General features: G+C 62.5%; 20 protein-coding genes. 6 read left to right on the forward strand and 14 right to left on the reverse strand.

Annotated features, from left to right (window positions below; all coding sequences use genetic code 11):
• Positions 1 to 142: 142 nt before the first annotated feature.
• Both ACCAA_RS15195 and ACCAA_RS15200 read right to left on the reverse strand, forming a co-directional pair.
• The gene (locus ACCAA_RS15195) at positions 143 to 301 is read right to left on the reverse strand and encodes a hypothetical protein (protein WP_342674062.1); all 159 of its coding nucleotides are present in this window, start codon (positions 299 to 301) and stop codon (positions 143 to 145) included.
• A 19-nt stretch (positions 302 to 320) separates the two neighbouring features.
• Complete coding sequence (locus ACCAA_RS15200; protein WP_186408098.1) at positions 321 to 611, reverse strand: type II toxin-antitoxin system Phd/YefM family antitoxin; 291 nt, start codon at positions 609 to 611, stop codon at positions 321 to 323.
• A 263-nt stretch (positions 612 to 874) separates the two neighbouring features.
• On the opposite strand from ACCAA_RS15200, the gene ACCAA_RS15205 reads away from it, so the two are divergent.
• Complete coding sequence (locus ACCAA_RS15205) at positions 875 to 1786, forward strand: ROK family protein (protein WP_186408099.1); 912 nt, start codon at positions 875 to 877, stop codon at positions 1784 to 1786.
• A gap of 28 nt (positions 1787 to 1814) precedes the next feature.
• On the opposite strand, the gene ACCAA_RS15210 is transcribed toward ACCAA_RS15205, so the two are convergent.
• From ACCAA_RS15210 to rsmB, 10 genes are all read right to left on the reverse strand, one after another.
• Complete coding sequence (locus ACCAA_RS15210) at positions 1815 to 3053, reverse strand: YfiM family lipoprotein (RefSeq protein WP_186408100.1); 1239 nt, start codon at positions 3051 to 3053, stop codon at positions 1815 to 1817.
• The gene (locus ACCAA_RS15215) at positions 3053 to 4579 is read right to left on the reverse strand and encodes a Ppx/GppA phosphatase family protein (protein ID WP_186408101.1); all 1527 of its coding nucleotides are present in this window, start codon (positions 4577 to 4579) and stop codon (positions 3053 to 3055) included. Before ACCAA_RS15215 ends, ACCAA_RS15210 begins: the two co-directional genes overlap by 1 nt.
• 170 nt (positions 4580 to 4749) lie before the next feature.
• Positions 4750 to 6762, reverse strand: coding sequence for a primosomal protein N' (locus tag ACCAA_RS15220; RefSeq protein WP_186408102.1), 2013 nt, complete (start codon positions 6760 to 6762; stop codon positions 4750 to 4752).
• Positions 6763 to 7095: 333 nt separating this feature from the next.
• A complete protein-coding gene (gene hemE / locus ACCAA_RS15225) occupies positions 7096 to 8172 on the reverse strand; it encodes a uroporphyrinogen decarboxylase (protein ID WP_186408103.1) in 1077 nt (358 codons plus the stop codon).
• A 60-nt stretch (positions 8173 to 8232) separates the two neighbouring features.
• Positions 8233 to 9687: a TrkH family potassium uptake protein gene (locus ACCAA_RS15230; protein ID WP_186408104.1), complete on the reverse strand. Its 1455-nt coding sequence runs from the start codon at positions 9685 to 9687 to the stop codon at positions 8233 to 8235.
• Between the two features lie 14 nt (positions 9688 to 9701).
• Positions 9702 to 11132 (reverse strand): Trk system potassium transporter TrkA, encoded by a 1431-nt coding sequence (gene trkA / locus ACCAA_RS15235; protein WP_186408105.1) that lies wholly within the window; start codon positions 11130 to 11132, stop codon positions 9702 to 9704.
• A gap of 35 nt (positions 11133 to 11167) precedes the next feature.
• Positions 11168 to 12424, reverse strand: a complete 1257-nt coding sequence (locus ACCAA_RS15240) for a sigma-54-dependent transcriptional regulator (RefSeq protein WP_186408106.1) — start codon at positions 12422 to 12424, stop codon at positions 11168 to 11170.
• 2 nt (positions 12425 to 12426) lie between these two features.
• Positions 12427 to 14580, reverse strand: a complete 2154-nt coding sequence (locus ACCAA_RS15245; RefSeq protein WP_186408107.1) for a sensor histidine kinase — start codon at positions 14578 to 14580, stop codon at positions 12427 to 12429.
• Positions 14577 to 15200 (reverse strand): DUF4390 domain-containing protein, encoded by a 624-nt coding sequence (locus ACCAA_RS15250; RefSeq protein ID WP_186408108.1) that lies wholly within the window; start codon positions 15198 to 15200, stop codon positions 14577 to 14579. Before ACCAA_RS15250 ends, ACCAA_RS15245 begins: the two co-directional genes overlap by 4 nt.
• Entirely contained in the window at positions 15175 to 16542 is a 1368-nt protein-coding gene (gene rsmB, locus ACCAA_RS15255) for a 16S rRNA (cytosine(967)-C(5))-methyltransferase RsmB (protein ID WP_425394488.1), read from the reverse strand. Before rsmB ends, ACCAA_RS15250 begins: the two co-directional genes overlap by 26 nt.
• 83 nt (positions 16543 to 16625) lie before the next feature.
• Between rsmB and ACCAA_RS15260 the strand changes: the two genes are divergently transcribed.
• A complete protein-coding gene (locus tag ACCAA_RS15260; protein WP_483771143.1) occupies positions 16626 to 17531 on the forward strand; it encodes a cation diffusion facilitator family transporter in 906 nt (301 codons plus the stop codon).
• 64 nt (positions 17532 to 17595) lie between these two features.
• The gene (locus ACCAA_RS15265; RefSeq protein WP_281193203.1) at positions 17596 to 18489 is read left to right on the forward strand and encodes a S1/P1 nuclease; all 894 of its coding nucleotides are present in this window, start codon (positions 17596 to 17598) and stop codon (positions 18487 to 18489) included.
• Between the two features lie 45 nt (positions 18490 to 18534).
• Here ACCAA_RS15265 and fmt read toward each other — a convergent pair whose 3' ends face one another.
• The gene (fmt, locus tag ACCAA_RS15270) at positions 18535 to 19461 is read right to left on the reverse strand and encodes a methionyl-tRNA formyltransferase (protein ID WP_186408110.1); all 927 of its coding nucleotides are present in this window, start codon (positions 19459 to 19461) and stop codon (positions 18535 to 18537) included.
• Entirely contained in the window at positions 19458 to 19961 is a 504-nt protein-coding gene (gene def, locus ACCAA_RS15275; RefSeq protein WP_186408111.1) for a peptide deformylase, read from the reverse strand. The genes fmt and def overlap by 4 nt, the downstream gene beginning before the upstream one ends.
• Positions 19962 to 20142: 181 nt before the next feature.
• Here def and ACCAA_RS15280 point away from each other — a divergent pair, with 181 nt between their 5' ends.
• The 3 genes from ACCAA_RS15280 to ACCAA_RS15290 are packed head-to-tail and all read left to right on the forward strand — an operon-like array spanning position 20143 to position 24883.
• The gene (locus tag ACCAA_RS15280; protein WP_186408112.1) at positions 20143 to 21162 is read left to right on the forward strand and encodes a LysM peptidoglycan-binding domain-containing protein; all 1020 of its coding nucleotides are present in this window, start codon (positions 20143 to 20145) and stop codon (positions 21160 to 21162) included.
• A gap of 2 nt (positions 21163 to 21164) precedes the next feature.
• The gene (gene dprA / locus ACCAA_RS15285) at positions 21165 to 22253 is read left to right on the forward strand and encodes a DNA-processing protein DprA (RefSeq protein WP_186408113.1); all 1089 of its coding nucleotides are present in this window, start codon (positions 21165 to 21167) and stop codon (positions 22251 to 22253) included.
• A 35-nt stretch (positions 22254 to 22288) separates the two neighbouring features.
• On the forward strand, positions 22289 to 24883 hold the full coding sequence (locus ACCAA_RS15290) for a DNA topoisomerase III (RefSeq protein WP_186408114.1): 2595 nt from the start codon (positions 22289 to 22291) through the stop codon (positions 24881 to 24883).
• The last annotated feature ends 40 nt before the right edge of the window (positions 24884 to 24923 follow it).

Here is a 24923-nt window from a genome sequence, read left to right on the forward strand (position 1 = left end):
GGTTTGCCGCTCCCCGCGCTCCCTGCTATCCCGGCAGCAGCACAGGGGGAGTGAACGGTTACGACAACTTTGTGCGGAGTGTTGCCAGTGCATTGATGGTCTCGACCGAGCGCGGTTGGCGGGCCAAAAATGGCCGCCCCATTTAAGGGAAGCGCTGAAGGTTGGGAATCACCGTTTCGAGGAGTTCATCCAACAAGCCGTCGAAGGCCTGCGGTAGTTCCACTTCGGTCAGGAAGAGTTCGATGCCTTCGAGGTTGCGCTCGAAGTTCGAGGTGAATTTGACGACAGGTTTTTTCGCCACAAGCAGACTCCGCCCCAACTTAGGCGCTACGCCGACGCTTGAGGGCAGCAATGGCGCTGCGGGCATCCTTCACCTTGCCAGCGGCAACGTCGTCGAGTCCCTTGGAGGCCTCGTCAATCAGCAGCAGGTGAATTCGCTCGCGTTCCAGTTGGTGGTAATAGTCCATACGCTTGGCGTCGATCAGGGCGATATAGCTTTCGCCGTTCTTGGTAATGATCTTCTCGGCACCGCCCTTGACCTCTTCAGCCAGTTCGGAAAAGTTCGCTCGGGCGTGCGAGAGGGGAATAACGTCGCTTGCGGGAATACCCATGATGGCCTCCTGTGCCGCACACGGTGTGCAGCATTTCGTACATCATACGCTTCAGCAGTCAGAGGCGAAGGTAGAATCTGCACGGCCCTTTTTTGGCCATTGGCCGGGAAATGACCGCATGCAGATCGGCTGCGATATGGCGATCGAGCCCGGCGAAAACATCAATCAGCGGCGAGTCGTCACTATAGCGGTTGGCCCATTCTTCAAATGCCAAACTGCTACGGCCACCACGGCAGAGCCGGGGGTTTTCTCAGGATAATAATATGTTACGTATTGGAATCGACCTTGGCGGAACGAAAATCGAACTGGTCGCTCTCGATCAGTCGGGTCGGGTTGTGATTCGCCGGCGTCGACCGACGCCACAGGGAGATTACCTGGCGACTGTCAGCGCTGTCGGCGCGCTGGTTGATGCGGCCGAAGGCGAGCTCGGACAAAGATGCAGCGTGGGGGTCGGCATACCGGGAGCCGAGTCCGTTTTCGGAGGGCCGATCAAGAACGCCAACTCCGCCTGGCTGATCGGCAAGGCGCTGCGCAATGACCTGCAGGCGCGGTTGCGGCGCGAGATACGGTTGGCCAATGACGCCAACTGTTTTGCCCTCTCGGAAGCGATTGATGGCGCTGGGCGGGGTGCGGAGGTGGTTTTCGGAGTCATTCTCGGTACCGGCGTCGGCGCTGGCATCGTGGTTCATCAGCGCGTACTGACCGGCGCCAATCGCATCGCTGGCGAGTGGGGCCATAATCCGCTGCCGCTGCTGACGGAAGAAAGCCTGCCACCAGCAGCCTGCTACTGCGGACGTTGTGGCTGTATCGAGAGCTGGCTGTCGGGTCCTGCTTTGGGCAGCGACCACTTCCGGCATGCCGGGGAGTCGCTCACCGCGGAAGAGATCGCCGCCCGCGCCAGCAGCGGCGACGCTACCTGTGAGCAGACGCTGCAACGCTATGAACGGCGCCTGGCCAAAGCGCTGGCGCTGGTGGTCAACATTCTCGACCCCGATGTGATCGTCCTCGGCGGTGGCGTGTCGAACGTCGAGCGGCTATACCAGGCGGTGCCGCAGCTTTGGGCGGCACACATCTTTTCCGAGGTGATCGAAACTCGACTGCTGCGCAACACCCATGGCGACTCCTCGGGTGTGCTGGGCGCCGCCTGGCTCTGGAATGCGGATGGCACCGACTAAAAGTCCAGTGGCCTGGTGATCGCAAGGTTCAGCGATAGAGCGGCAGGGCAGCGACGCGACGTTCGATCTCCCGCAACTGCTGCTGATAGGCCCGGTTACCTCTCCCCCCGAAGCGGCGCTGAAACTCGTCCGCCGACAGGTACTCCGGGAGACCGCCGAGAGGAGGGGCCAGCTCGGCATCGGTCAGTGTTCCGCGCAGGGCGTCCTTCAGACGAGAGGAGTCCTGCGCAACAAGTTGCCCGAAGCGCGTACCTGCGCGATCTGCGGCCAGGTCGGCAAAGGAAAAACCACTTCCCCCACGAGAATCGTCAAGCTCCTTGTAGAGGCCGATGGCGTTCGCTGCCGGCTCGCCCGCCCAGGCAGCCAGTGCCGCCGAAATGCCGAAATGCTGGGCGCTGTCGTCACGACCCAGCAGGGTCAGTCTGAGGGGACGAGGACGCGGCCAGTGCCTCGCCTCGGGCAGCAGCGTGGCGAGGTTTTCGCCTGCCAGATACGTGGCCAGGACGAGCAGAGACGCCCGCGCCTGCTGCTGCGTGGCGTCGCCTGTGCGCGTCAGCAGGGGTGTCAGGACGGTGGCCAATGGTACGCGGGCGCGTGCTGCGTGGTGGTCGAGCAGACCCGCCAGGGCGCGCTGTGCCGCCTGCAGATGGGCTATGTCGTCGGGCGAAAAAACTCGCGACCGTGCATGATCGAGGATTCCAGGTTCCCAGACGTAGGTGACGCCGACCATGCCGCGAGCGGGCTCGAACACCAACTGACGGATGCTCTGCCGCGTGAGTTGCCACTCTTCGCCAAACCCGCCGGCCTTGACCGCCGATGCGAGGAGCCACTCGACCAACACCGACGGGATGGGAAGCGTGCCGACCTTCGCGGCGGCGACCTGCGGTTCACCCTCGGCCTCTCGAAAGATGGCGCTCAGATTCAGGTAGCGGGGTGTCCACGGACCGGGAGCGCGAACGGTCAGCCGGATTTCGGCGGTATCCTCGGCCAGAACGAAGGCGCCGCGTCCGTGCAGGCTGCGGCTGGCCAGGTAGTTGATGCCTTCGTCAATCAGTGCTGCGGGAATATCGGCTGTTCTCTGGTCGCCGCGATGGAGGCGGCGCGGATCGTTGCTTTCCAGCAGGCTTCTGGCCTGGGCAATCGACCGGGGCGAAATGGTCTCGCCGCGGGTGACCAGCGCTGTCTGGTCGAGAGATGCGAGCACGACCATCGCTGCGACGGTCAAAGGCAACAACAAGACGGCGAGCAACCAGGCCAGGCAACGCATTACGGCTGCACGAACAACTCGAAGCCGGCCTTGCGGAGCAGTCGCGCTTCCAGCTCGAGATCCGCGCGGGTCAGCGGATGCTGCTCCAGCCAGCCGGTGGGGAAACGAAGATCGAGGCGCTGCCTATCGACGCGCCGCCGATCGACGCGCAGGCTGATCGGCGGCAGCGCCTCGCTGCTGCGACCGCGATGCAATACCACCGCCAGGCGGAGGAGGGCACACAAGCGGCGGGCCGAGCGCGCCCAGTCCTTGGGCAGGTGAGCAAAGGCAGCGGCCGGAAAAGACCGCCGGTGGCGCCTGACCAGCGCCGATAGCAGCCGCTGGTCGTCACGCGAGTAACCGGGCAGATCGGAATGCTCAAGCACGTAAGCCCCATGCTTGTGATACTGATCGTGGGTCAGCAGCAGGCCGATCTCGTGCAGGCGGGCCGCTCGCTGGAGGACGTGTCGCGCCTCCTTGCTGGTCAGTTGCCACTTCGCGCGTACCTGTCGCAACAGATCGAGAGCAGTGGCGCTGACCCGTTCGGCCTGAGCCTCGTCCAGACCAAAACGATTGATGACCTCGGCAATAGTGCGGTCGCGTACGTCTTCGTGGCGGATGCGGCCCAACAGGTCATAGATCAGGCCCTCGCGCAGGGCGCCTTCCGACACCTCCAGTTGCTGCACGCGGAGCGTCTCGCACAGGCCGTGCAGGACCACGAAGCCACCGACGAAGACGCGCGCGCGCGCCGGGTCGAGTTGCCAGCGGCTGGCGATATCGCTGGTGTCGCGCACTTCGAGCAAGGCCGTGCGTAACCGCCGCAATGCGTCGAGGGTGATCCCCTCGCGACTCCAACCCTCACGCACAAGCACGTCCTGGATCGCCTTGATTGAACCTGAGGCTCCGGTGACCACGTCCCAGCCGCGGGATTGATACTCTTCACGTACCGGTTCGAGGTTCAGTTGAACGAGCAATTCGGCTTCGCGCAGGCGGCCGGCGGTCACGCGGCCGTCGCCAAAACAATGGCGACTGAGGCTGACGCAGCCCATTCGCAGACTCGCCAGGTGCAGCGGGTCGAATTTCTCGCCAATAATGAGTTCGGTGCTGCCACCACCGATATCGACCACCAGCCGATGACCGGGCACGTCGCCAACACTGTGAGCGACACCCAGATAGATCAACCGCGCCTCTTCCTGGCCGCTGACGATCTCGACCTTGTGCCCCAGGACTTGCTCGGCGCGAGCCACGAACTGGGCGCTGTTGCGCGCCTGGCGCAAGGTATTGGTGCCCACGATGCGCACGCGGGCTGTCGGGATGTGACGCAGTCGCTGACCGAAGCGCGCCAGGCAATCCAGCGCTCGCTGCTGCGCTTGGTCTGACAGCCGGTTGTGCCCATCGAGTCCGGCGGCAAGCTGGACCATCTCGCGCAGGCGGTCGAGGACCTGCACCTGCCCATTGGCGATGCGGGCGACAATCATGTGAAAGCTGTTTGAACCGAGGTCAATCGCCGCTACGAAATCAGAAGACACATCAAGACTCCTCACCATGGTTGACCGCAGAAGCAATCCGTATCGGCGATGACCGCCTCAATTGCGGCTCCCGACGGCAACGACAATAACGGATGTGGGTTCGATACACTGTGCACTAGCGCACGCTGTCGGACGGGCAGCAGTCGGCGGCAAGGACAGTATCCCTGCGCCCCTCGCCCGAGTCAATCTCAGAACTCGAGTGGGTCGACTTCCAGGTGCCAGCGTAGTCGCGAAGGCGACTTGATGGCTTCAATCTCCGCTATCCACTGAGCAAGAAAGCGTTGCAAGGCACGTCTGGAAGGCGACTCGACAAGCAACTGGCCGCGTTCAAGGCTGGCTCGGCGCGACAAACGCATCGGTACGGGGTCGTAAAAGGTCACCTCTGCTGCGCAATCAGGCGGCGGACAAGCGCGCGCGCATGTCAGAAAGTCCAGGGCATCGGCCATCCGTGGCGCTTCGCAGCGCAACATGGCCTGATGGGTGAACGGGGGAAAGCCGGCCTGCTCCCGTTCACTGAGTTGCGCGGCGGCAAATGCCCGATAGTCATGGCCAACCAGGGCTGCGTAGAGCGGATGTTCGGGAAACTGTGTCTGAATCAGCACCTCCCCCGACCGCTCGGCACGGCCGGCACGGCCGGCAACCTGCATCAATTGTGCGAAAAGACGTTCAGGCGCCCGCCAATCAGCGGCAAACAGGGCAGCGTCTGGAGCAATGACACCGACCAGGGTAATGTTCGGGAAGTCATGCCCCTTGGCCAGCATCTGCGTGCCGACCAGAATGTCGGCCTCGCCGCGATAGATTCTCGTTGCCAGCGCTTCCCATTGCTTTCGACTGCTTGCCGCATCACGGTCGACGCGCAGGATGCGGGCTTGTGGAAAGCGCTCGGCGAGTACCGTCTCCAGACGCTGAGTGCCCCGGCCAAAGGCGCTCAAGTCCTGGTTGCCACACGTCGGGCACGCTTTTGGCACCCGCGCCGCGAAGCCACAGTGGTGGCAGCGCAGGCAGTGGTCGGCAAGATGCAGAACCAGATTGGCAGCGCAGCGATGGCAGCGGGAAGTCCAGCCGCAGGCCGCGCACGCCAGCACCGGCGCGTAGCCGCGGCGATTGAGAAAGAGAAGACTCTGTTCAGCACGCGCCAAACGCTTCTCGATGGCCGCTAGCAAGGCCCCGGACAGGCCATCCTGCGTCTTGTCCACGCGCGTATCCACGCGCTGCACCGTCGGCAGCCGCGCGCCGTCGACGGCACGCTCGCGTAGCGCCAGCAGTTGGTAACGGCCGCCCGCGCCGTTGGCATTGGCCCAACTTTCCAGGGAGGGCGTCGCCGAACCGAGAACAATCGGCAGGCCGCGCTCGCGAGCGCGGAAGACTGCCAGGTCGCGCGCCGAGTAACGAATACCGTCCTGCTGCTTGAAGGAGGGGTCATGCTCTTCGTCGACGACGATCAAGCCGAGTTCGGGCAAGGGCGTGAATACCGCCAGGCGCGTACCGAGAACAATTCGCGCGGAGCCGGTGAGCGCAGAGCGCCAATTACGACTTCGCGCGGCGTCACCCAGTTCGCTATGCAGGCTGACCAACCCGGCGGCAGGAAAGCGCGCCGCGACACGGGCTTCGAGTTGTGGGGTCAGGTTGATTTCGGGGACCAGGAGCAGTGACTGGCGTCCGGCAGCCAGCGTGCGCTCGATCAGGCGGAGATAGACTTCGGTCTTGCCACTGCCGGTCACCCCGTGCAACAGGTAAGCGTGGAAACCGGAACCGTTACCCCAGATCGCTGACAGCGACGCCTCCTGTTCGAAGGTCAGTGCTGGCGCGTGTTCTGCTGCCGGAAGGACGAGCGCCTGGCGGGGCGCGCGTGCCTTCACTGGCGCGGTCGAGCGCAAGCTGGCGGGGAGCGTCGAGAGCATGACCTGACCCAAAGGCGCGTGATAGTAGGCAGCGCAGAACTCGGTCAAACGAAACCAGTCGGCAGGCAGCGGCGGCAGGTCGCGCAAGACAGTGTCGATGAGCTTCAGTTGGGCAAGGGGAAAGTCACTGGTGCCGGGCAATTCAACAATGATGCCGATCTTCTGCCGCTGGCCAAAGGGTACGCGCACGCGATGGCCGATGTCCGCCGGAGACAAGCGTTCGCCCTCGGCAACGCGGTAGTCAAAAAAGCTTCGTAGTGGCACATCGAGCGCGACGCGGACAATCTGTAGCAAGGACATCAGGTCTGCAAAAGGGTTTGGGGCAGGGAGGAATTGACGATCACTTGGCGGCGGAAGCTCGCGCAAGTTCTGGCAATGGCGCGTAAGGTGTTCAGTTAGTACAGCTTTCAAGCGCTCGCACAGCTACTGTGGATAACTCTGTGGACAGGACTGCCCAAAAGTGTCGCAAAGGCCCTTCCTACAAGGGTTTCAGCGCGTTGCCAAAAAAACAAGCAGTTTATAATTCGTTATAAATCATTTAGTTAAAAAAACACCTCTGATTAATAACGAACTTATTTCCTGCGCGAGAAATGGCCGGCGTTTCTGTGAATAAGTCAACGGGTAAACCTGAACTTATGCGCTGCTTTCGGCCGGCCCGCGACGGTACTGGTGCACGGCAGCGACCAATGCCGCGACGTTCTCCGGCGGCGTGAACTGGGAGATGCCATGACCCAGATTGAAAACATGTCCGCTCTGCCCCGGGCCATAGCTGTCGAGGACTCTGCTGGCTTCGGCGGCGATCTTGTCGGGCGATGCGAAGAGCACCGCTGGATCAAGATTACCCTGCAAGGCAACCCGGTGACCCACTCGTCGGCGCGCTTCGCCGATATCGATCGTCCAGTCCAGGCCAATGGCGTCGCATCCGATGTCGGCGATCGATTCGAGCCACAAGCCCCCCCCCTTGGTGAATACGATCGACGGAACCCGCTCGCCGTCTTTCTCCCGAACCAGCTTGCCGATGATACGCTGCATGTATTGCAGCGAGAACTCCTCATACGCTGCCGGCGACAGTGAGCCACCCCAGGAATCAAAGATCATTACCGCCTGCGCACCCGATTCTATCTGCGCGTTCAGGTAAGCGCTGACGGCATCCGCGGTCACCGACAGGATGTGATGCAGTAGATCTGGCCGCTCGTAGAGCATGCCCTTGATACGACGATAGTCGCTACTCGCGCCGCCTTCCACCATGTAGCAGGCCAGCGTGTACGGGCTGCCGGAAAAACCGATCAATGGCACTGAGTTGTTCAGCGCGCGTCTGACTTCTGCCACCGCATCCATGACGTAGCGCAGGTGATCCCAGGGGTCGGGCGGCGAGAGACCGCGAATTGCCCACTCCTCGCGCAGCGGTCGTTCGAAGCGCGGACCTTCGCCGTCGGTGAAGAAAAGACCGAGGCCCATCGCGTCGGGCACGGTCAGAATGTCGGAGAAGACGATCGCCGCATCCAGATCATAGCGGGCGAGCGGTTGCAGGGTCACCTCGCAGGCCAGGGCAGGGTTCTTGCACAACTGGAGGAAGCTGCCGGCACGCTTGCGCGTTTCGCAATACTCGGGTAGATAGCGACCGGCCTGACGCATCAGCCAGATCGGCGTGCGGGCGCTAGGCTCCTTGAGCAGTGCGCGCAGAAAACTGTCGTTGCATGGTCGGGTCACGTTGATCTCCACCGGCGAGGGGGCCTGCGCTGAAAAACGACGATTATCCGCTTTTCAAGCTCACTTGCGCCAGAAAGCCGGTGTCAGAACGACCAGCAAGGTGAAGATCTCCAGACGGCCGATGAGCATCGCGGAGGTGCACACCCAGGTCTGGAAGTCGCTCAGCACCGCGAAATTGGCGGCCGGACCGACCTGCCCGAGTCCCGGCCCGGTGTTGTTGATGCTGGCGACGACCGCCGAAAACGCGGTGATGATATCGAGCCCCGAAAATGACAGGACCAAAGTCATCGAGACGATGCACACCATATACATGAAGGCGAAGGCGAGGACGGCAAAAAGGATGTTCGGAGGCAACAGTTCGCTGCCGATCTTCACCGGATGAACGGCATTCGGGTGCATGGCGCGCGTCAGTTCCCGGCCCACCTGTTTGTAGAGGACGATCGCGCGGATCATTTTGATGCCGCCACCGGTCGAACCGGCGCTGGTCGCAAAGCTCGACAGGAACAACATCCATAGAGGAGCGAAAGGAGGCCACAAGGCATAGTCGGTATTGGCGTAACCGGTGGTCGTCGCGATCGACACGACGTTGAAGGCCGCAAAGCGCAGCGCCTCGGAAAAGGTTGGGTAAACCCCGTTAACGGCGAGAAAAATGGCGATGCCCACGACACTGCCAACGGTTACCAGGAGAAACATTCGTGCCTCAGGGTCGGCAGCGTAGGGCCGCAACGAGCGACCACTGAGGACAAGGTAGTGGGTGGCGAAGTTGCAGCCGGCGATGAGCATGAAGAGAATGCTGACCGCCTCGATCGCCGGCGAGTCGAAGTAGCCGAAGCTGGCGTCGTGGCTCGAAAAGCCGCCGAGTCCCATCGTCGAGAACATGTGCATGATCGCATCGAGCCAGGTCATTCCAGCCCATCGGTAACCGAGCACACAAGCGATTGAAATCAGCGCATAGACGACCCACAGGCCTTTCGCAGTTTCGGCCATGCGCGGGGTCATCTTCGAATCCTTCATCGGCCCCGGGGTTTCGGCCTTGAACATCTGGCGGCCACCGATCCCGAGCAAGGGCAGGATGGCTACGGCGAGAACGATCAACCCCATGCCGCCGAGCCAGACGAGTTGGCAACGCCAGAAGTTGATCGACACCGGCAGCTTGTCAAGCCCGGCGAAGACCGTCGCCCCGGTCGTCGTCAGTCCGGAGACGGCCTCGAAGTAGGCGGCGGTAAAGCTTGCGTTGAGTTGGAGCACCAGGGGCAGTCCCGCATATACGGGTAGCACCGTCCACACCAGAGCGACCATCAGAAAGCCATCACGGATCGTGAGATCGCGCTTCTCCTTGCGCGTCGCGTACCACAGGCCCGCACCGGTACCGATGGTCAGCAGCAGGGCTTCGTCGAAAGCGCTTTCGGCACCATCGTGCATGGCCCACGACACCCCCCAGGGAACGAGCATCGTCAGGCCGAACATCATGATGACCATCGAGAGAACCCGAACGACCGGGTAGTAGCGTTGCATGGCGGCCCCCCCCCTCAGAAGAAGTGAAAGCCGACCGCGAACAGCTTCTCGACCTGCTTGACGACCTTCTTGTCGAGGCAGAAAACGATCACGTGGTCATCGGTCTGGATAGCCACATCCTTGTGCGCGATCAGTACCCGGCCGACCTTCTTCAGCTTGGCCAGACCGAGGAAACCGACATCATGACTCTTGTCGAGATCACGCACGACGGCGGCAATGAAAGCGCCGTCGATCATCGGTAGCTCGCCGATTCGCCGGCCAACGACGCGTGAATTCTTGGCGTCGCCGTGGGCGACGATTTCGAGGGCTTCGGCAGCTCCGCGACGCAGGCTATGCACCTGCGCCACGTCGCCGTGGCGGACGTAGGTCAGCAGCATGCCGATCGAGACCTGTGCCGGCGAAATCGCGATGTCGATTGGCCCACCCTGGACCAGGTCAGCGTAGGCGCGGCGGTTGATCAGCGCAACCACTCGTTTGCAGCCCATTTTCTTGGCCAGCGACGCTCCCATGATGTTGTCCTCGTCGCCGTTGGTCAGCGCGAGAAAGAGGTCCATCTCGTCGATTGCCTCCTGCTGCAGCAACTCCTCGTCGGTCGCATCGCCGTGCAGCACGAGCACCGACTTGAGCGAGGTGGCGACGAATTCGGCGCGCCGCCGGTCGACCTCGATGAGCTTCACTTGGCACTTGCTTTCCAGCGCCTGCGCAACGCGATGACCGATGTTGCCGCCACCGGCGATCATCACCCGCCGCACCGGCTCGACCGAGCGTCGCAACTCGCCTATGACCGCACGGATGTGTTCGTCGGCGGCCAGCAGGAAGACCTCGTCGCCGTCTTCGATGATCGTCTCGCCAGTGGGCGTGATCGCGCCGTCGCGGCGATAGATCGCGACGATCCGTCCGTCGATAGCGGGTGGCAGGTGGCCACGCATCTCCCTGATCGGGCTGCCGACCAGCAAGCCACCGGTGTAGGCACGAAGACCGACGAGGACCAGCCGGCCGTCGCCGAAGGTGAGCACCTGCAAGGCTTCGGGGAAGTCCACGAGGCGCGCGATGTACTCGGTGATCACCTGTTCCGGGCACAAGGCATAGTCGACGGCGAAGTTCTCCGGCGCCAACAGTTTCTCGCTGTCCAGGAAGTCGCGCGCGCGCAACCTGGCGATGCGGGCGGGGACGTTGAAGACGCTGTGCGCCACCTTGCACGCCACCAGATTGGTCTGGTCGCTCTGGGTCACGGCAATCAGCAGATCGGCGTCATCGAGACCGGCGCTTGCCAGTACCGAGGGATAGGCGGCGTTGCCGGCCACCGTCCGCAGATCGAGACGATCCTGCAAGTATGCCAGGCGCTCCTGGTCGCTATCGACAACGGTGATGTCGTTGTTTTCAGAAGCCAGACTCTCGGCGACACTCGCGCCGACCTGGCCGGCACCCAGAATGACGATCCGCATTTCCTTGATCTCCCTGAGCGCCAGTCGATGCTACATCAGTCGCGCTCTTCGCCGCGCCTACCGATATGCAGACCTAGTTGGCGCAACTTTCGATAGAGATGGGTCCGTTCCAGGCCCGTTTTTTCCGCCAAACGGGTCATGTTACCGCGCTCACCACTCAGGTGGTGTTCGAAGTACAGGCGTTCGAAGGCTTCGCGCGCCTCACGCAGTGGCTGATCGAAGAACATCGCGGCAAGCGGTGTGGCGACCTCGCCGGCCTCGCTCTGCAGAATGCGGGCGACATCGTCAGCACTGATCTCTTCTTCGAGCGCCGAGAGCGCGAGACTCTTGACCGTGGTCAGAAGTTCTGCCCATTCGCCGTGCCAACGGTGGAGACGCAGCGCATTCTGGGCACCGCTGGAAAAATGACGCAGGGGAACGTCGCCGCGCTCGGCGAGATGGGCGAGCAGCAAGGCGGCGATCTCGGGGACATCGTCAGCGTGGCCGGAGATCTGGGGTAGCGCCACCCACACTTCACCGAGGCGGTTGATCAGCAGCGGATCCCAGCCAGCCTCGACGAGAGCGGTCAGCGGGCGGGTCGAGGCAGCGACCATCTGCAGGTTGTGGCGCTCCAGCCGCTCGATGGCGAAGACCAGATTCATCTGTTGCAGCTTCCCGAACTGCGCCAGATCGGCGATGAAGACGATGCCACCAACGGCGTTCTGCAACATTTCCTGGGTCAGCGGCGCGCTCAGCGACGACAGATCCAGCCATGGCGCGCGGTGCGTTTGCAGGGTGCGAGCACAGATTTCGGCGATACTTCCCGATGCGCTCTTGAGCAGCAACACGGAGGTTTTTGCCGCAGCCTGTTCGAGGCGCCTCTTGAGATCCTTGAGCAGGGGGGAGCGGGCGAAAACGTCGAGGGTCAGCGGCGGCTTCTGCAGCACGGCTTCGTGCTTGAGCGCTTTCTTCACCGTGGCGAGCAGCTTTTGCAGCGCAATCGGCTTCTCGAGAAAATCGGTCGCGCCGATACGCGTCGCCTCGACCGCCGAATCGATCGTGCCGTGCCCGGACATCATCACCACCGGCATCGTCAGCAGGCCGCTCGCGGACCATTCCTTGAGCAATGAAATGCCGTCGGTATCGGGCATCCAGATGTCGAGCAAGACCAGATCGGGTCGCCGTTCGGCGCGAATTTTGCGCGCCACCGCTGCATTTTCGGCCAGCCAGACCGAATGGCCTTCGTCGGCCAGGATCTCGGAGAGCAATTCGCGAATGCCCATTTCGTCATCGACGATCAATACTTGCGCCATGGTCAGGTCTCGGAAGGTGGTTTGCTGAAATGACGGCCGGGGTTCGGCAAGGACGCCAGCGGTAGCAGAATGCTGACCTCGGCACCGACTGGCTGGCGGTTGTTGATCCTGATGCGGCCATGATGTTCATCGACGATCTTCTTGACGATCGCCAGACCCAGGCCGGTACCACGTGCCTTGCTGGTCACATAGGGTTCGAAGACGCGGGCCATGATTTCCGGCGGAAAACCCGGCCCCTGGTCGGTGACCACCAGTTCGGCCATGCTGTCGGTACGGCGGGTGGTGATTCCGGTGCGCGGGCAGTCCACCGCCTCCTGTGCGTCTTCGGCGTTACGCAGCAGATTATGGATGATCTGACGCAACTGGGTCGCATCTCCCGAGACTGGCGGCAAGTTCGGAGCAAGTGTCCGCTCGATCGGCGCCTGGGAGGTCTCATAGAGGCCGAGCACTTCGGAGACCAGGGCGTTGAGGTCCAGCGCACCCAGGTCGGGCGCCGGCATGCGTGCGTAGTCGCTGAAATCATTGACCATCCGCTTCATCGCTTGAACCTGCGTGATGATCGTCTGTGTCGAGCGACTGAGCATGTCGGCATCGGCGCCCCTCAGCCGGTCGGCCAGTTTCATCTGCAGTCGTTCGGCCGAAAGCTGAATGGGGGTGAGGGGATTCTTGATCTCGTGCGCCAATCGGCGCGCCACTTCGCCCCAGGCGGCGCTGCGCTGGGCGGCGATCAGTCGGGTGACGTCATCGAAAACGACGACATAGCCGCCGTGCGACCCCGCCGGTAGCTTTGTGCCGCGCAACAGCAGAATCTGCGGCAGCCCGTCCGGATGGTCGAGTTCCATTTGTTCCTGCCATTCGCTGCGCTCGTGCTCGGCAAAAGCATCGCGGATGGCCTGGCCAAGCACTTGCTGCCGTGGCCAAACCTCGGCAGGATAGCCGAGCAGACCAGTGAAGTCGTCGGTCAGAATGGTCAGCGCACCTTCGTTGACCGTCCGCAGAACGAAGCGCTGATCGAAGACCAGCACACCAGCCGAGAGGTTGGCCAAAATCGACTCCAGGTAAGCACGCGCGGCTTCAAGTTCGGCGCGATGGCGTTCGTTATCGCGCCGCGCTTCGTCGAGCTGGCTGGTCATCTGTTTGAACGAGCGGGTCAGAACGCCCAACTCATCGCGGCTGTAGACCGCCTGCCGCGGTGTGTAGTCACCGGCCGCCACGGCCTGGGTTCCCTCGGCGAGGATCGATAGCGGTGCCGACAGACGGCGAGCCAGCACGAAAGCCAGCGCAATGGCGGTGAATAGAGCGAGCAGCACGGTCAGCGTCAAGGTCATGGCGTAGATTCGGGTCAGTCCCTCGCGGCCAAGAGAGAGTTCTTGGTAGTCTGCATAGACCGTCTGTACGCTGTTTGCATTCTGGGCGAGGCTGCCCGGCACCGGCTCGATGAGTTGCAGGATGCGCGTCTCGACGCCGAGACCCGGCGGCGTCACGGCAACCAGTACGCGCAAGGTCAGATCGTGCTCCCCGTGGCTCTCGATCACCGCATAGCGGCGCTCGGTGCGCGCCCGGCGCAATTGTTCGGTGGCGGGCTGCGAGGGTAGCAGGGCGGTCAGTTCGCCAGTGGCCGTTGCGAGCAGGGCGCCGGCGGTCGAAAACAGGGCCGCGGATTGGACGCCGCTTTGCTCGCGTAAGCGATTGAGGTCGAGGCGCCGCTGCGCTTCCGATCGTTCGCCGAGTTCGAGTGCCATGGACTGTGCCTTGGCAGCCAGATCCTCGAGCAGCGAATCAAGCGCACTGCGCCCCAGATTCAATCCCGCCTCAAGGGCCTTTTCGACGCGAACGTCGAACCACGTTTCAATGCTCTTGGTAACGAACTGTACAGAGACCGCGTAGATGAGGACGCCGGGAAGGACAGCCATCAGGCCGAACATCAGCATCAGGCGCAATTTGAGCCGTGAGCCGAAGACCTTGGCCCGGTGTTCTCCCCACAAGACCCACAGTTGCCAGGCGATCAGCGCCAGAAGCGAAAGTGCGACGATCGCATTCAAACCCAGCAGCCACGGGTAATGGCGGGCGAAGAGTGCCGTATTGGCGCTTGCCGAGGCGAGTAGAAACAAGAGAATGCCGCCAAACGAAGCGGCAGCGACGATCAGGCTTTTCATTTACCTTCGCTGACGCCGGCGAGCACCGGGTTTGTCATTCCCGCGGACGGAGCGAGATCGCCGGGCGTAACATTCCAGCGCGCCCACTCGGAGCTCAGGTTCCAGTCTCTATTGGCCAACGCGTTGACCTGAAAGGTCTTCGGCATTTGTGTCACATCCAGGCGCATGCGCACCGCGGCGAAGTAGGTTTGGGTAGCGGTCAGCGAACCTTTGTCGAGCACCTGCCAGTCGCGCAGACGCGACAGGATGCGCATGGCCTCGTCGAGCGTGGCAAAGCTCTGGTGCAAGGCGCCGCTGGACAATCGATACTGTCGCGTCAAGGCGTGGTAGGAAAGTTGAAATGACTGACTCCGGCTGACCACTTCCTCGTCGAGCCAGTACCAGCGAGGCCTGGTCAGTTCAAAATCGACCACAAAGTAGAGGGCAACACCCCTGGCGACGGTGTCTTCGAGCCGGGCGTTGAGATTGATGCTGAAGTCGGCCGCCAGCACATAGCCGTCTTCGCCGACCGAGAGCTGCGGATTGCGGGCGCTGATGTCGGCAGCCTGTGCGCCAAGCGAGGCGAACAGCAGAAGCAGAGCCAGGCAGAACCAGCTAGGGAGCTTTCCGCAACAAGGCATAATAGAATCCATCATGTTCTTCCTGCGGCAGGAGTGTTTCTTCGACCAAGCGCAGGGAGTCGGTTTGGCGAACGAGAAAGGCGTCTATCTGCGCACCGTTTTCCTCCGGGAACACCGAGCAGGTGGCATACAAGAGTCGTCCTCCCGGTTTCAGGAAGCGCCAGAGTTGGTCAAGAAGTTCGGCCTGCAGGTGGGCAAAGCGGCGTATGTCGCTTTCCCGGCGCAGATACTTGATGTCGGGATGGCGACGAACGACGCCGGACGCAGAACACGGTACATCGGCCAGAATGGCATCGAATGGCTGGCCGTCCCACCACTGCTCGGATTCCCGGCAATCAGCGACCTTGACCGTCGCCGCCAGACCGAGCCGGCGCAGATTGTCCACGATGCGCCTGGTTCGACTTTCGTCGATGTCCAGCGCCAGCAGCTCAATATCTGCCACTTCCAGCAGATGTGCCGTTTTCCCCCCCGGCGCCGCACAGGCGTCGAGGATGCGTTCGCCGGCCAGCGGCAGCAGGAGTTGCGCGGCACGTTGAGCGCCGGCATCCTGGATCGAAACGAGCCCATCTGCAAAACCCGGCAAGGCGTCGACCGCTGCGGCCTTGTGCAGGAGCAGCGCATCGGGTCCGACCTGGTGGGCGGGCCATCCCGCTGCCTGCAGACGCGCGGCGTAGCCATCGAGCATGCCGCGGCGGCGATTGACGCGCAGCGTCATCGGAGGTTGGCCATTGCCGGCAGCGATAATCGCCGGCCAGCGATCCGGATACGCCCGGCGCAAACGTGCCAGCCACCAGCTCGGGTGTTGCTGCGCTGCCTCGTCGTCATCGGCCATGGCAGCATGTAGCGCTTCGCGCTGGCGCAGGTAGTTGCGCAGCACGCCATTGACCAAGCCCTTGAAAGCGCCAGCAGCCAGTTCGCCGGCCGCAGCAACCGCCTGATCGACGACCATGTGGGCTGCGTCAGGACGAGTGTGCAGCCGGTAGAGGGCGGCCAGGAGGAGGGCCTCCGTTGCCGCGTGCGGCAGGGACCTTTCCAGCAGACGGGAAAGAAGGAACTCGCCACACCCGTAACGGCGCAGGGTGCCGAAGGCGACATCCTGGGCTGCGGAGCGGGCAGCCGGGGCTTCCCTGCTCAGTGTGGTCAGTGCGTGCGTCAGGCTCTTCCCGGAGCGAACGGCGGAAATCACCTGGGCGGCCAGCAACAGGCTGAAGGCCAGGGAATCAGAGGGTAGGCGGCAGGACGCTGGCGGCGCCGCACGCTGCGCCGGCAGTGTGTCGGATTGCGCAGACTTGCGCACGCGCAGGGCGCGGCGGGGCGAGCAGGGGACAGTTGAAGATGACAAGGTCGCGTTTCGCTGCAAACGAGTGGGTATCGAGTTTAGCACGATGCCTGATCGTGGCGAGATCGTCGCAAGGCGACGATAATATGCCCATGCAGACCCCTTCGCTCAAACCTTACGCATGGCTTTCAATCGGCGCTGCGCTCGCCACCATCGCGTTGAAGGGCATCGCCTGGAAAATGACCGGTTCGGTCGGGCTGCTCTCGGATGCACTCGAATCACTGGTCAACCTGGCCGGCGCAGTGATGGCCCTGGCCATGCTCGCCATTGCTGAACAGCCGGCGGACGACGGGCATTCGTTTGGCCACGGCAAGGCCGAGTACTTCTCCAGTGGTTTCGAGGGACTGCTGATCCTGTGCGCCGCTGGGGCGATCGCCGTCGCTGGGGTCGACCGCCTCTTCAACCCGGCGCCGCTCGAACAGCTCGGCCCGGGCTTGGCCGTCTCGCTGGCCGCGACGCTGATCAACCTGGTCGTTGGCCTTGTTTTGCTGTTTGCCGGCAGGCGGCACAGGTCGATCACCCTGGAGGCCGACGCGCACCATCTGCTGACCGACGTCTGGACATCGGCCGGCGTGATCGCAGGCCTCGGCGGCGTTTCCCTCACCGGCTGGCTCTGGCTGGACCCGACGGTGGCCTTGTTGGTCGCCGGCAACATCGTGTGGACCGGTTGGCGTCTACTCCAGCGCTCAGCGGCAGGGTTGATGGATGGCAGCTTGCCGGCGACGGAGCACGGGCTGGTAATCGCCGTCCTGGATCGTTATCGGCAACAGGGGATCGAGTTCCATGCGCTGCGCAGCCGGGAATCGGGCTCACGCAGCTTCGTTTCCTTGCATGTCCTCGTCCCCGGAGACTGGACCGTCGCCCGCGGCCACCAACTGGCCGAGGAACTGGAGCGAGAAATCCGCGACGTGCTGCCGCACGCGTCGGTGTTCACCCATCTCGAACCGGTTGAAGATCCGATATCCCAGGAAGACATCAGCCTTGACCGCTAGGAGTTGCGCGGGAGCCAGTAGCCTGCGAACGTGTCTTCGGTGTCTTCGGCTGCTGCTGCTCCTTGTGGTCAGTTTGCCAGCGGCCGCCTGGAATGCCGCAGGGCATCGCATCAGTGCGATGGTTGCCTGGCAGACGCTGGACGGGGAGACGCGAGCGGCAATTGCTGAAGTTCTGCGGCAGCACCCCGACTTCGAGTCTTGGCAGGCGCACGCAAATGGCGCCGACCCGGATCTGACAGCCTTCGTCGAAGCCTCGACCTGGCCCGACGACATCCGCCGGGACAGGCGTTTCTACACCGCGGGAGTCGATGAACCGACGGCGACCGAGCCGGGCTTTCCCGACATGGAGCGTCATCTGCACTGGCACTACCTTGACCGACCACTGAATCCTGGCGCCAGGGTCTGGCCATCGCCCGGAATCATTGATCGGCAACTGGCCGCCTTGGCCAGGATCGTGGGCGACCCGCAGGAGAAGATCAGTGCCCGAGCTTACGCGCTGCCTTGGCTGATTCACCTGGTCGGCGATGCGCATCAGCCGCTGCATACCGCCAGTCGCTACGCATTGAACGGGCAAAGCGACAATGGAGGCAATCAGACGACCATCATCAACCCCTTTGCAGCCCACCCGTCGATGACTCTTCACCGCTATTGGGACGACCTCCCGGGCCCGCCTTGGCTGCGCGGCAGCAGACTTGAAAGTGCCGTTGACACGCTGACGTCGCTTTACCCGCGCCCGGCGTCAGCGGGCACTCCAGAGCAGTGGATCGATGAAAGTTGGCGGATTGCCCGCCAACATGCGTATCCGCTGGATGGATCTGCAGTGCCGACGATCAGCGAGCGGTTTCACGAGAGTGCCTTGGCGATTGCCCGCAGCAGGGTCACCCTGGCTGGCTATCGCCTCGCCGACATCCTGCAACACCTTTTTCGCGCGGCTGAGCCACAGCGCAAACGACCTTAACTGAGCGGAATGTTCCACGTGGAACATTTGTCGGCAGGCAAGATTTCAAGGCTGCGACAAGGAACAGCGAGAACCCACGACGAGACGATTCCCAGCGAGAAACTGCGCTGCGGAGAGCGTCTTCCCGCCGGCTTTCTGCAACTCCGTAATGCGCAAAGCCCCTTCACCACAAGCCACCACGATGCCGGCCCGGTCAGCCGCCAGAATCACACCCGGCTCACCGCCAGAAGTCTCGGTCTGCGCCCGCCAGATCTTCAGCACCTTGCCGTCTACGCAACAGGAGGCGCCAGGGAACGGGTTCAAGGCGCAGACCTGCCGCGCCAGCTCCATCGCCGGCAGACGCCAGTCGATGATCGCCTCGGCCTTGTCGATCTTGGCCGCATAGGTGACCCCCGTTTCCGCCTGCGGACACGCCACCAGTGGCAGGCGCGCCAGCACGTCAACGATCAGCCGGGCACCCGTTTCCGCCAGTTTGTCGTGCAGCGACGCCGCCGTCTCGTCGTCGCCAATCGGCAGGCTCGCCGACTGCAATACTGGACCGCTATCGAGCCCGGCTTCCATCTGCATGATGCACACTCCCGTCTCCGGGTCGCCGGCCAGGATCGCACGCTGGATTGGTGCCGCACCACGCCAACGGGGCAGCAGAGACGCATGGATGTTGATGCAGCCCCAGCGCGGCATGTCGAGTACCGCCTGCGGCAGAATCAGGCCATAGGCGGCAACGATCATTGCGTCGGCGGCAGCGGAATGGATCCGTTCTTGCGCGAAGGCATCTCTCAGCGTCGACGGCTGAAAAAACGGGATGCCCGCCGCCTGTGCCAGTTGCTTGACCGGCGACGAGCGCACCACCATCCCTCGGCCGGCGGGGCGGTCGGGCTGCGTCAGCACCAGGACCACCTGATGTCCGGCGGACAGGATTTCCTGCAGCGCGCGCGCAGCAAACGCCGGGGTACCGGCGAATACCAGTCTCATGCGGTGATCCTGGCTTGCTTGGCGAGTTTGTTCCTGATGCGCAACTGCTTCATCTGCGAAAGATGCTCGACAAAAACGCGCCCCTGCAGATGGTCTATCTCGTGCTGCAGACAAACCGCCAGCAAGCCGATAGCTTCGACGGTCTGCTCCTTTCCTTCGAGATCCTGGAAGCGGACGACGACGTGTTCAGCGCGCTCGACCTTGTCGTAAATGCCGGGGACCGAAAGACACCCTTCCTCGCACACCTGCAGACCACTCTGTTCCATGATTTCGGGATTGATCAGCGCCAGTAGTTGATCCCTCGTTTCCGAGGCGTCGATCACGATGAGCTGCAGGTGAATGTCCACCTGTGTCGCGGCCAGACCGATGCCAGGCGCCTCGTACATCGTCTCGGCCATGTCGCGCGCCAGGCGACGAATGCCGTCGTCAACCTGATTGACGCGCGCGGCGACCTTCTTGAGGCGTGGATCGGGAAAACGGAGTATCGGCAATAGAGACATAAAAAGCTTGATCCAAGAAATAACTACGTGCAGAATCTAACGCAGTGTCTTGAAAATACCGACGCCCTTTGCCGGCCGTGTTTGATGACGGCAGCAACCGACCCGGCTAACGGAAAAATGGGACAAGGCCGCGCCCGGGAGTTCCATCCGGTGTGCGCAACCGCCCTACGAGGATAACACGATGATCCGCATTATATTCGCGTTCATGCTGTCCATGGTCAGCGCGCTGTGCTGCGCGGCCGGACAGGAACTTCAACTCGCCGATGGCGCGCCAGACCGGCACATCGTCGTGCCCGGCGACACGCTGTGGGCGATTTCGGCGCGGTTCCTCAAGGACCCCTGGCGTTGGCCGGAGATCTGGCGCATGAACCGGGACCAGATCGCCAACCCGCAGCGCATTTTTCCCGGTGATGTCATAGTCCTCGAGCGGGATCAACAGGGGATACCTCGGCTGCGTCTGCAGAGCGCCACCCTGGTACCACAGATTTACGCCGAGTCAAGCGAGCGCGGAATTCCGGCCATTCCTCCCAACGTCATCAGGCCATTCCTTTCCGACCCGCTGATCGTCGAAGCCCACGCTCTTGACGGAGCGGCGCGCATCCTTGCGACACAACAGGATCGCGTGTACATCGGCAATGGTGATCTTGCCTTTGTCGTCAATGCCGACCCGACCAGGCAGATGTGGCAGATCTACCGCAACGGCAAGGCCCTGCATGACCCGGAAAGCAACGAGATACTCGGCTACGAGGCCTTTTATCTGGGCACCGCGAAACAACTGGAACCGGGCAATCCGGCCACCTTCGAGGTGGTTCAAATGAAGCAGGAGATCGGCCGTGGTGATCGCCTGCTGCCGGTGTTGCCGCCACCGCTTATCGCCTACATACCCCACAAACCCGACTTTCCCGTCCGTGGGCGAGTGATTTCCGTTTACGGCGGCGTCGATGCGGCCGGGCGTGGCTCGATTGTGGCGATCAATCGTGGTGCGACAGACGGCATCGAGATCGGCCACGTCCTGGCACTGGCACGTAATCGCGTCATCGTTGAGCATCCCGATGAAGAGTTCAGGGCCACGACGGTAAAAATCCCTGAGCAACGTATCGGTCTGCTGTTCGTTTTCCGGGCCTTTGAGCGAATTTCGTATGCTTTGGTGGTGCAATCGGAAGGGACCGTAGACGTCAACGACTTCGTCAGCACTCCGTAGCCATGGATGCGGCCGACTCGCCGGCCGAGTGGCTGCGCCTGACGCTGATCCCGGGCATCGGTGGAGAGACGCAGCGCAAACTGCTGCACATCTTCGGGCATCCCGAAGAAGTCTTTCGGACGGGGCGCAGTGCACTCGCTGACGTCGTCGGCGACAAGGCGACCAAACTGTTGCTCGACACCGATAACCGTGCGGCCATCGAGCGAGCCGTGGTCTGGTCACAGGGCGCCGATCAACACCTGCTGTGCCTGGCCGACCCTAGCTATCCGCAGGCGCTGTTGCAGATACCGGATCCACCGACGCTGCTCTACGTTCGCGGCCGCCTCGAACTGCTCAACGAACCTGCTCTGGCCATCGTCGGTAGCCGCAACCCCACGCCGCAAGGAGTCCAGAACGCTGAGCGCTTCGCAACGGCGCTTGCCGAAGCCGGCCTGAGCGTCGTCAGCGGGCTGGCGCTGGGCATCGATGCAGCGGCCCATCGCGGTGCGCTGAGTGTAGCCGGCAATACTGTGGCTTTCATCGGTACCGGTATCGACCGCATCTACCCGGCCGCCAATCGGCAACTCGCTTTGGACATTGCCGCCCGCGGCGCCATGGTGTCGGAGTTTTCTCTGGGCACGCCGCCCGCGGCCGCCAACTTCCCACGCCGCAACCGCCTGCTCTCGGGCTTTTCACGTGGCGCACTGGTCGTCGAAGCGACAGTTGACAGCGGCTCGCTGATTACCGCACGACTCGCAGCCGAGCAGGGGCGCGAAGTATTTGCCGTTCCAGGGTCGATTCATTCGCCGCAGTCGCGCGGCTGCCACAAGCTCATAAAGCAGGGCGCGAAGCTGGTGGAAACGGTTCAGGACATCCTCGACGAAATTGGCTGGGCGAGCGTTCCCCCGAAAGCCGCGGCGGCGTCGGACAGTTCGTCAAAGGCGGGTGACTTGCTGCCCAGCGTCGGTTTCGACCCCTGCAGCCTGGACGACATCGCCCGGCGCAGCAACTTGACGGCTGACGCCGTTTCGGTGATGCTGCTGCACTTGGAACTTGACGGTCAGGTCGCCAGTTTGCCCGGCGGCCGCTATCAACGGATTATCAAAGCCTGAACTTTCGCCACCTTCCCGGACTGATGAAGACGCCCATGAGCAAGAAACTGATCATCGCCGAGAAACCCTCCGTCGCTGCAGATATCGCGCGTGCGCTCGGTGGCTTCGTCCGGCACGACGACTATTTCGAGAGTGACGACTACGTCCTCTCGTCGGCAATCGGGCACCTCCTCGAACTCGCCTGCCCGGAGGAATATGAGGTCAAGCGCGGCAAGTGGTCCTTTGCGCACCTGCCGGTGATCCCTCCACACTTTGCCCTGCAGCCGATTGCGAAAACCGAGCCGCGCCTCAAACTGCTCGTCCGACTGATCAAGCGCAAGGACGTCGTCAGCCTGGTGAACGCCTGTGACGCCGGCCGCGAAGGGGAGTTGATCTTCAACTACATCAACCAGCACGCCACCAATGGCAAGCCGGTTGAGCGCCTATGGCTTCAGTCGATGACCCCACAGGCGATCCGGGATGGCTTCTTCCGCCTGCGCACCGGCGCCGAGATGCACGGTCTGGGCGACGCGGCGGTGTGTCGTTCGGAGTCAGACTGGCTGGTGGGCATCAATGGCACCCGTGCGATGACTGCCTTCAACTCGAAGACCGGCGGTTTTCATCTCACCACGGTAGGCCGCGTTCAGACGCCGACGCTGGCATTGATGGTTGAACGGGAAGACCGGATACGGAAGTTCATCCCTCGCGCCTACTGGGAACTCGAAGGGGTTTTCGCCTGTGTCGAGGGCTGCTACCGTGGCAAGTGGTTCGACGAAAAGTTCAAGGGCAAGGATGACGACGAGCATGCCCGTGCTGATCGTCTATGGGATGAGACACGGGCGACCCTGCTGCAGCAAAAGTGCGCCGGCCAGGACGGGACGGTCAGCGAGGAGTCCAAGGCCTCGACACAACTGTCGCCGCTGCTCTTTGACCTCACCAGCCTGCAGCGAGAAGCCAATGGCCGTTTCGGTTTTTCCGCCAAGGCCACCCTGGGCCTCGCGCAGGCACTCTACGAGAAGCACAAGATCCTGACCTATCCGCGTACCGACTCCCGCGCGCTGCCCGAGGACTATCGGCAGACGGTTGTCAGCACGCTCTCCATGCTTACCGGCGAAGGTGTCGGCAAGGGTCACGACGAAGCCGCTCTGGCGCGTTATGCCCCCTTTGCCGAGCAGATCCTGGCTCGCCAATGGGTCGTACCGAACAAGCGCATTTTCAATAACGCAAAAATATCCGATCACTTTGCGATCATTCCGACGCTGCAGGCACCGAAGCACCTTTCCGAACCTGAAATGAAGCTTTACGACATGGTCGTCAAGCGCTTCCTTGCCGTCTTCTATCCAGCCGCAGAATACCTGATAACGACGCGTATCACGCGTGTCGACGGCGAGCCCTTCAAGACGGAGGGCAAGGTGCTGGTCAATCCAGGCTGGCTCGCCGTCTACGGCCGCGAGGGGCAGGACGGCGACGAGGGTAATCTGGTCGCCGTGCAAGCAGAGGAAAGCGTCAATTCCCAGGAGATGGTCCTTAGCGCGCACCACACCAGGCCACCCGCGCGCTACTCCGAAGCCACCCTCCTGTCGGCAATGGAGGGCGCCGGCAAGGCGATGGATGACGAGGACTTGCGGGCCGCGATGGCGGGCCGGGGCTTGGGAACCCCGGCGACGCGCGCGCAGATCATCGAGAATCTGCTCGCCGAACAGTATCTTCACCGCGAGGGCCGCGAGCTCTTGCCGACGGCCAAGGCTTTCTCTTTGATGACCCTCCTGAACGGACTCGGGATCGCCGAGCTGACGGCACCCGAACTGACCGGCGAGTGGGAATGGAAGCTCGCCCGGATGGAAAGAGGTGAGTTGTCACGGAGCGAATTCATGCAGGAAATTGCGGCGATGACGCAACGCATCGTCGATCGCGCCAAGAGCTATGACAGCGACACAATCCCTGGCGACTTCGGCGAGTTGTCGACACCTTGCCCCAAGTGCGGGGGCTTGATCAAGGAAACTTACAAGAAGTTCCAGTGCCAGGCGTGCGAGTTCGGCTTATGGAAAATTGTCGCCGGGCGTCAGTTCGAGGCTGCCGAGATCGAAGATCTGCTGACTCGGCGGAGAGTCGGCCCCTTAAGTGGTTTCCGCAACAAGATGGGGCGTCCGTTCAACGCCATCATCCAGCTCAACGCCGAGAATGCCCCCGAGTTCGATTTCGGACAAGGCGCCGATGGTTCGGGTGACGAGGTGGACTTCTCGGCGAGTGAAGCGCTGGGTGCCTGCCCGAAATGCGGGGCGCGCATCTTTGAGCATGGCATGTCCTACGTCTGCGAGAAGTCTCAGGGAGCAGCCAAGAGTTGTGACTTCCGGTCTGGCAAGGTGATTCTTCAGCAACCCGTCGAAGCCGACCAGATGCAAAAACTGCTCAGTAGCGGGCGCACCGATCTGCTGAGAAACTTCGTCTCCGCTCGCACACGGCGGAAGTTTTCGGCCTTCCTGGTTCGCGGTGCGGATGGGAAAGTGGGCTTCGAGTTCGAGAAACGTGAGCCCAAGGCGCCGGCAAAGAAAACACGGGCCGCGACCACCGGCGATATCGCAGTCAAGGACAGCAGCGTGCCGCCGGGCGCTGCGACGACAAAGGGTCGTAGCAAGAAGGCGACGAGCTAGCGGCGCGCTTGCAGTAGCGGCCAGCGGGTGGCTGTTTCAC

The sequence above is a fragment of the Candidatus Accumulibacter aalborgensis genome (genome assembly GCF_900089955.1).
In the GTDB taxonomy this organism is placed as follows: domain Bacteria; phylum Pseudomonadota; class Gammaproteobacteria; order Burkholderiales; family Rhodocyclaceae; genus Accumulibacter; species Accumulibacter aalborgensis.

Excerpts from the sequence above, each read along its gene's own strand:
- ACCAA_RS15200 (WP_186408098.1), bottom strand. The coding sequence starts at position 611 with ATGGGTATTCCCGCAAGCGACGTTATTCCCCTCTCGCACGCCCGAGCG.
- ACCAA_RS15205 (WP_186408099.1), top strand. The coding sequence starts at position 875 with ATGTTACGTATTGGAATCGACCTTGGCGGAACGAAAATCGAACTGGTC.
- ACCAA_RS15210 (WP_186408100.1), bottom strand. The coding sequence starts at position 3,053 with ATGCGTTGCCTGGCCTGGTTGCTCGCCGTCTTGTTGTTGCCTTTGACC.
- ACCAA_RS15215 (WP_186408101.1), bottom strand. The coding sequence starts at position 4,579 with ATGGTGAGGAGTCTTGATGTGTCTTCTGATTTCGTAGCGGCGATTGAC.
- ACCAA_RS15220 (WP_186408102.1), bottom strand. The coding sequence starts at position 6,762 with ATGTCCTTGCTACAGATTGTCCGCGTCGCGCTCGATGTGCCACTACGA.
- ACCAA_RS15230 (WP_186408104.1), bottom strand. The coding sequence starts at position 9,687 with ATGCAACGCTACTACCCGGTCGTTCGGGTTCTCTCGATGGTCATCATG.
- trkA (WP_186408105.1), bottom strand. The coding sequence starts at position 11,132 with ATGCGGATCGTCATTCTGGGTGCCGGCCAGGTCGGCGCGAGTGTCGCC.
- ACCAA_RS15240 (WP_186408106.1), bottom strand. The coding sequence starts at position 12,424 with ATGGCGCAAGTATTGATCGTCGATGACGAAATGGGCATTCGCGAATTG.
- ACCAA_RS15245 (WP_186408107.1), bottom strand. The coding sequence starts at position 14,580 with ATGAAAAGCCTGATCGTCGCTGCCGCTTCGTTTGGCGGCATTCTCTTG.
- ACCAA_RS15250 (WP_186408108.1), bottom strand. The coding sequence starts at position 15,200 with ATGCCTTGTTGCGGAAAGCTCCCTAGCTGGTTCTGCCTGGCTCTGCTT.
- ACCAA_RS15260 (WP_483771143.1), top strand. The coding sequence starts at position 16,626 with ATGCCCATGCAGACCCCTTCGCTCAAACCTTACGCATGGCTTTCAATC.
- fmt (WP_186408110.1), bottom strand. The coding sequence starts at position 19,461 with ATGAGACTGGTATTCGCCGGTACCCCGGCGTTTGCTGCGCGCGCGCTG.
- def (WP_186408111.1), bottom strand. The coding sequence starts at position 19,961 with ATGTCTCTATTGCCGATACTCCGTTTTCCCGATCCACGCCTCAAGAAG.
- ACCAA_RS15280 (WP_186408112.1), top strand. The coding sequence starts at position 20,143 with ATGATCCGCATTATATTCGCGTTCATGCTGTCCATGGTCAGCGCGCTG.
- dprA (WP_186408113.1), top strand. The coding sequence starts at position 21,165 with ATGGATGCGGCCGACTCGCCGGCCGAGTGGCTGCGCCTGACGCTGATC.
- ACCAA_RS15290 (WP_186408114.1), top strand. The coding sequence starts at position 22,289 with ATGAGCAAGAAACTGATCATCGCCGAGAAACCCTCCGTCGCTGCAGAT.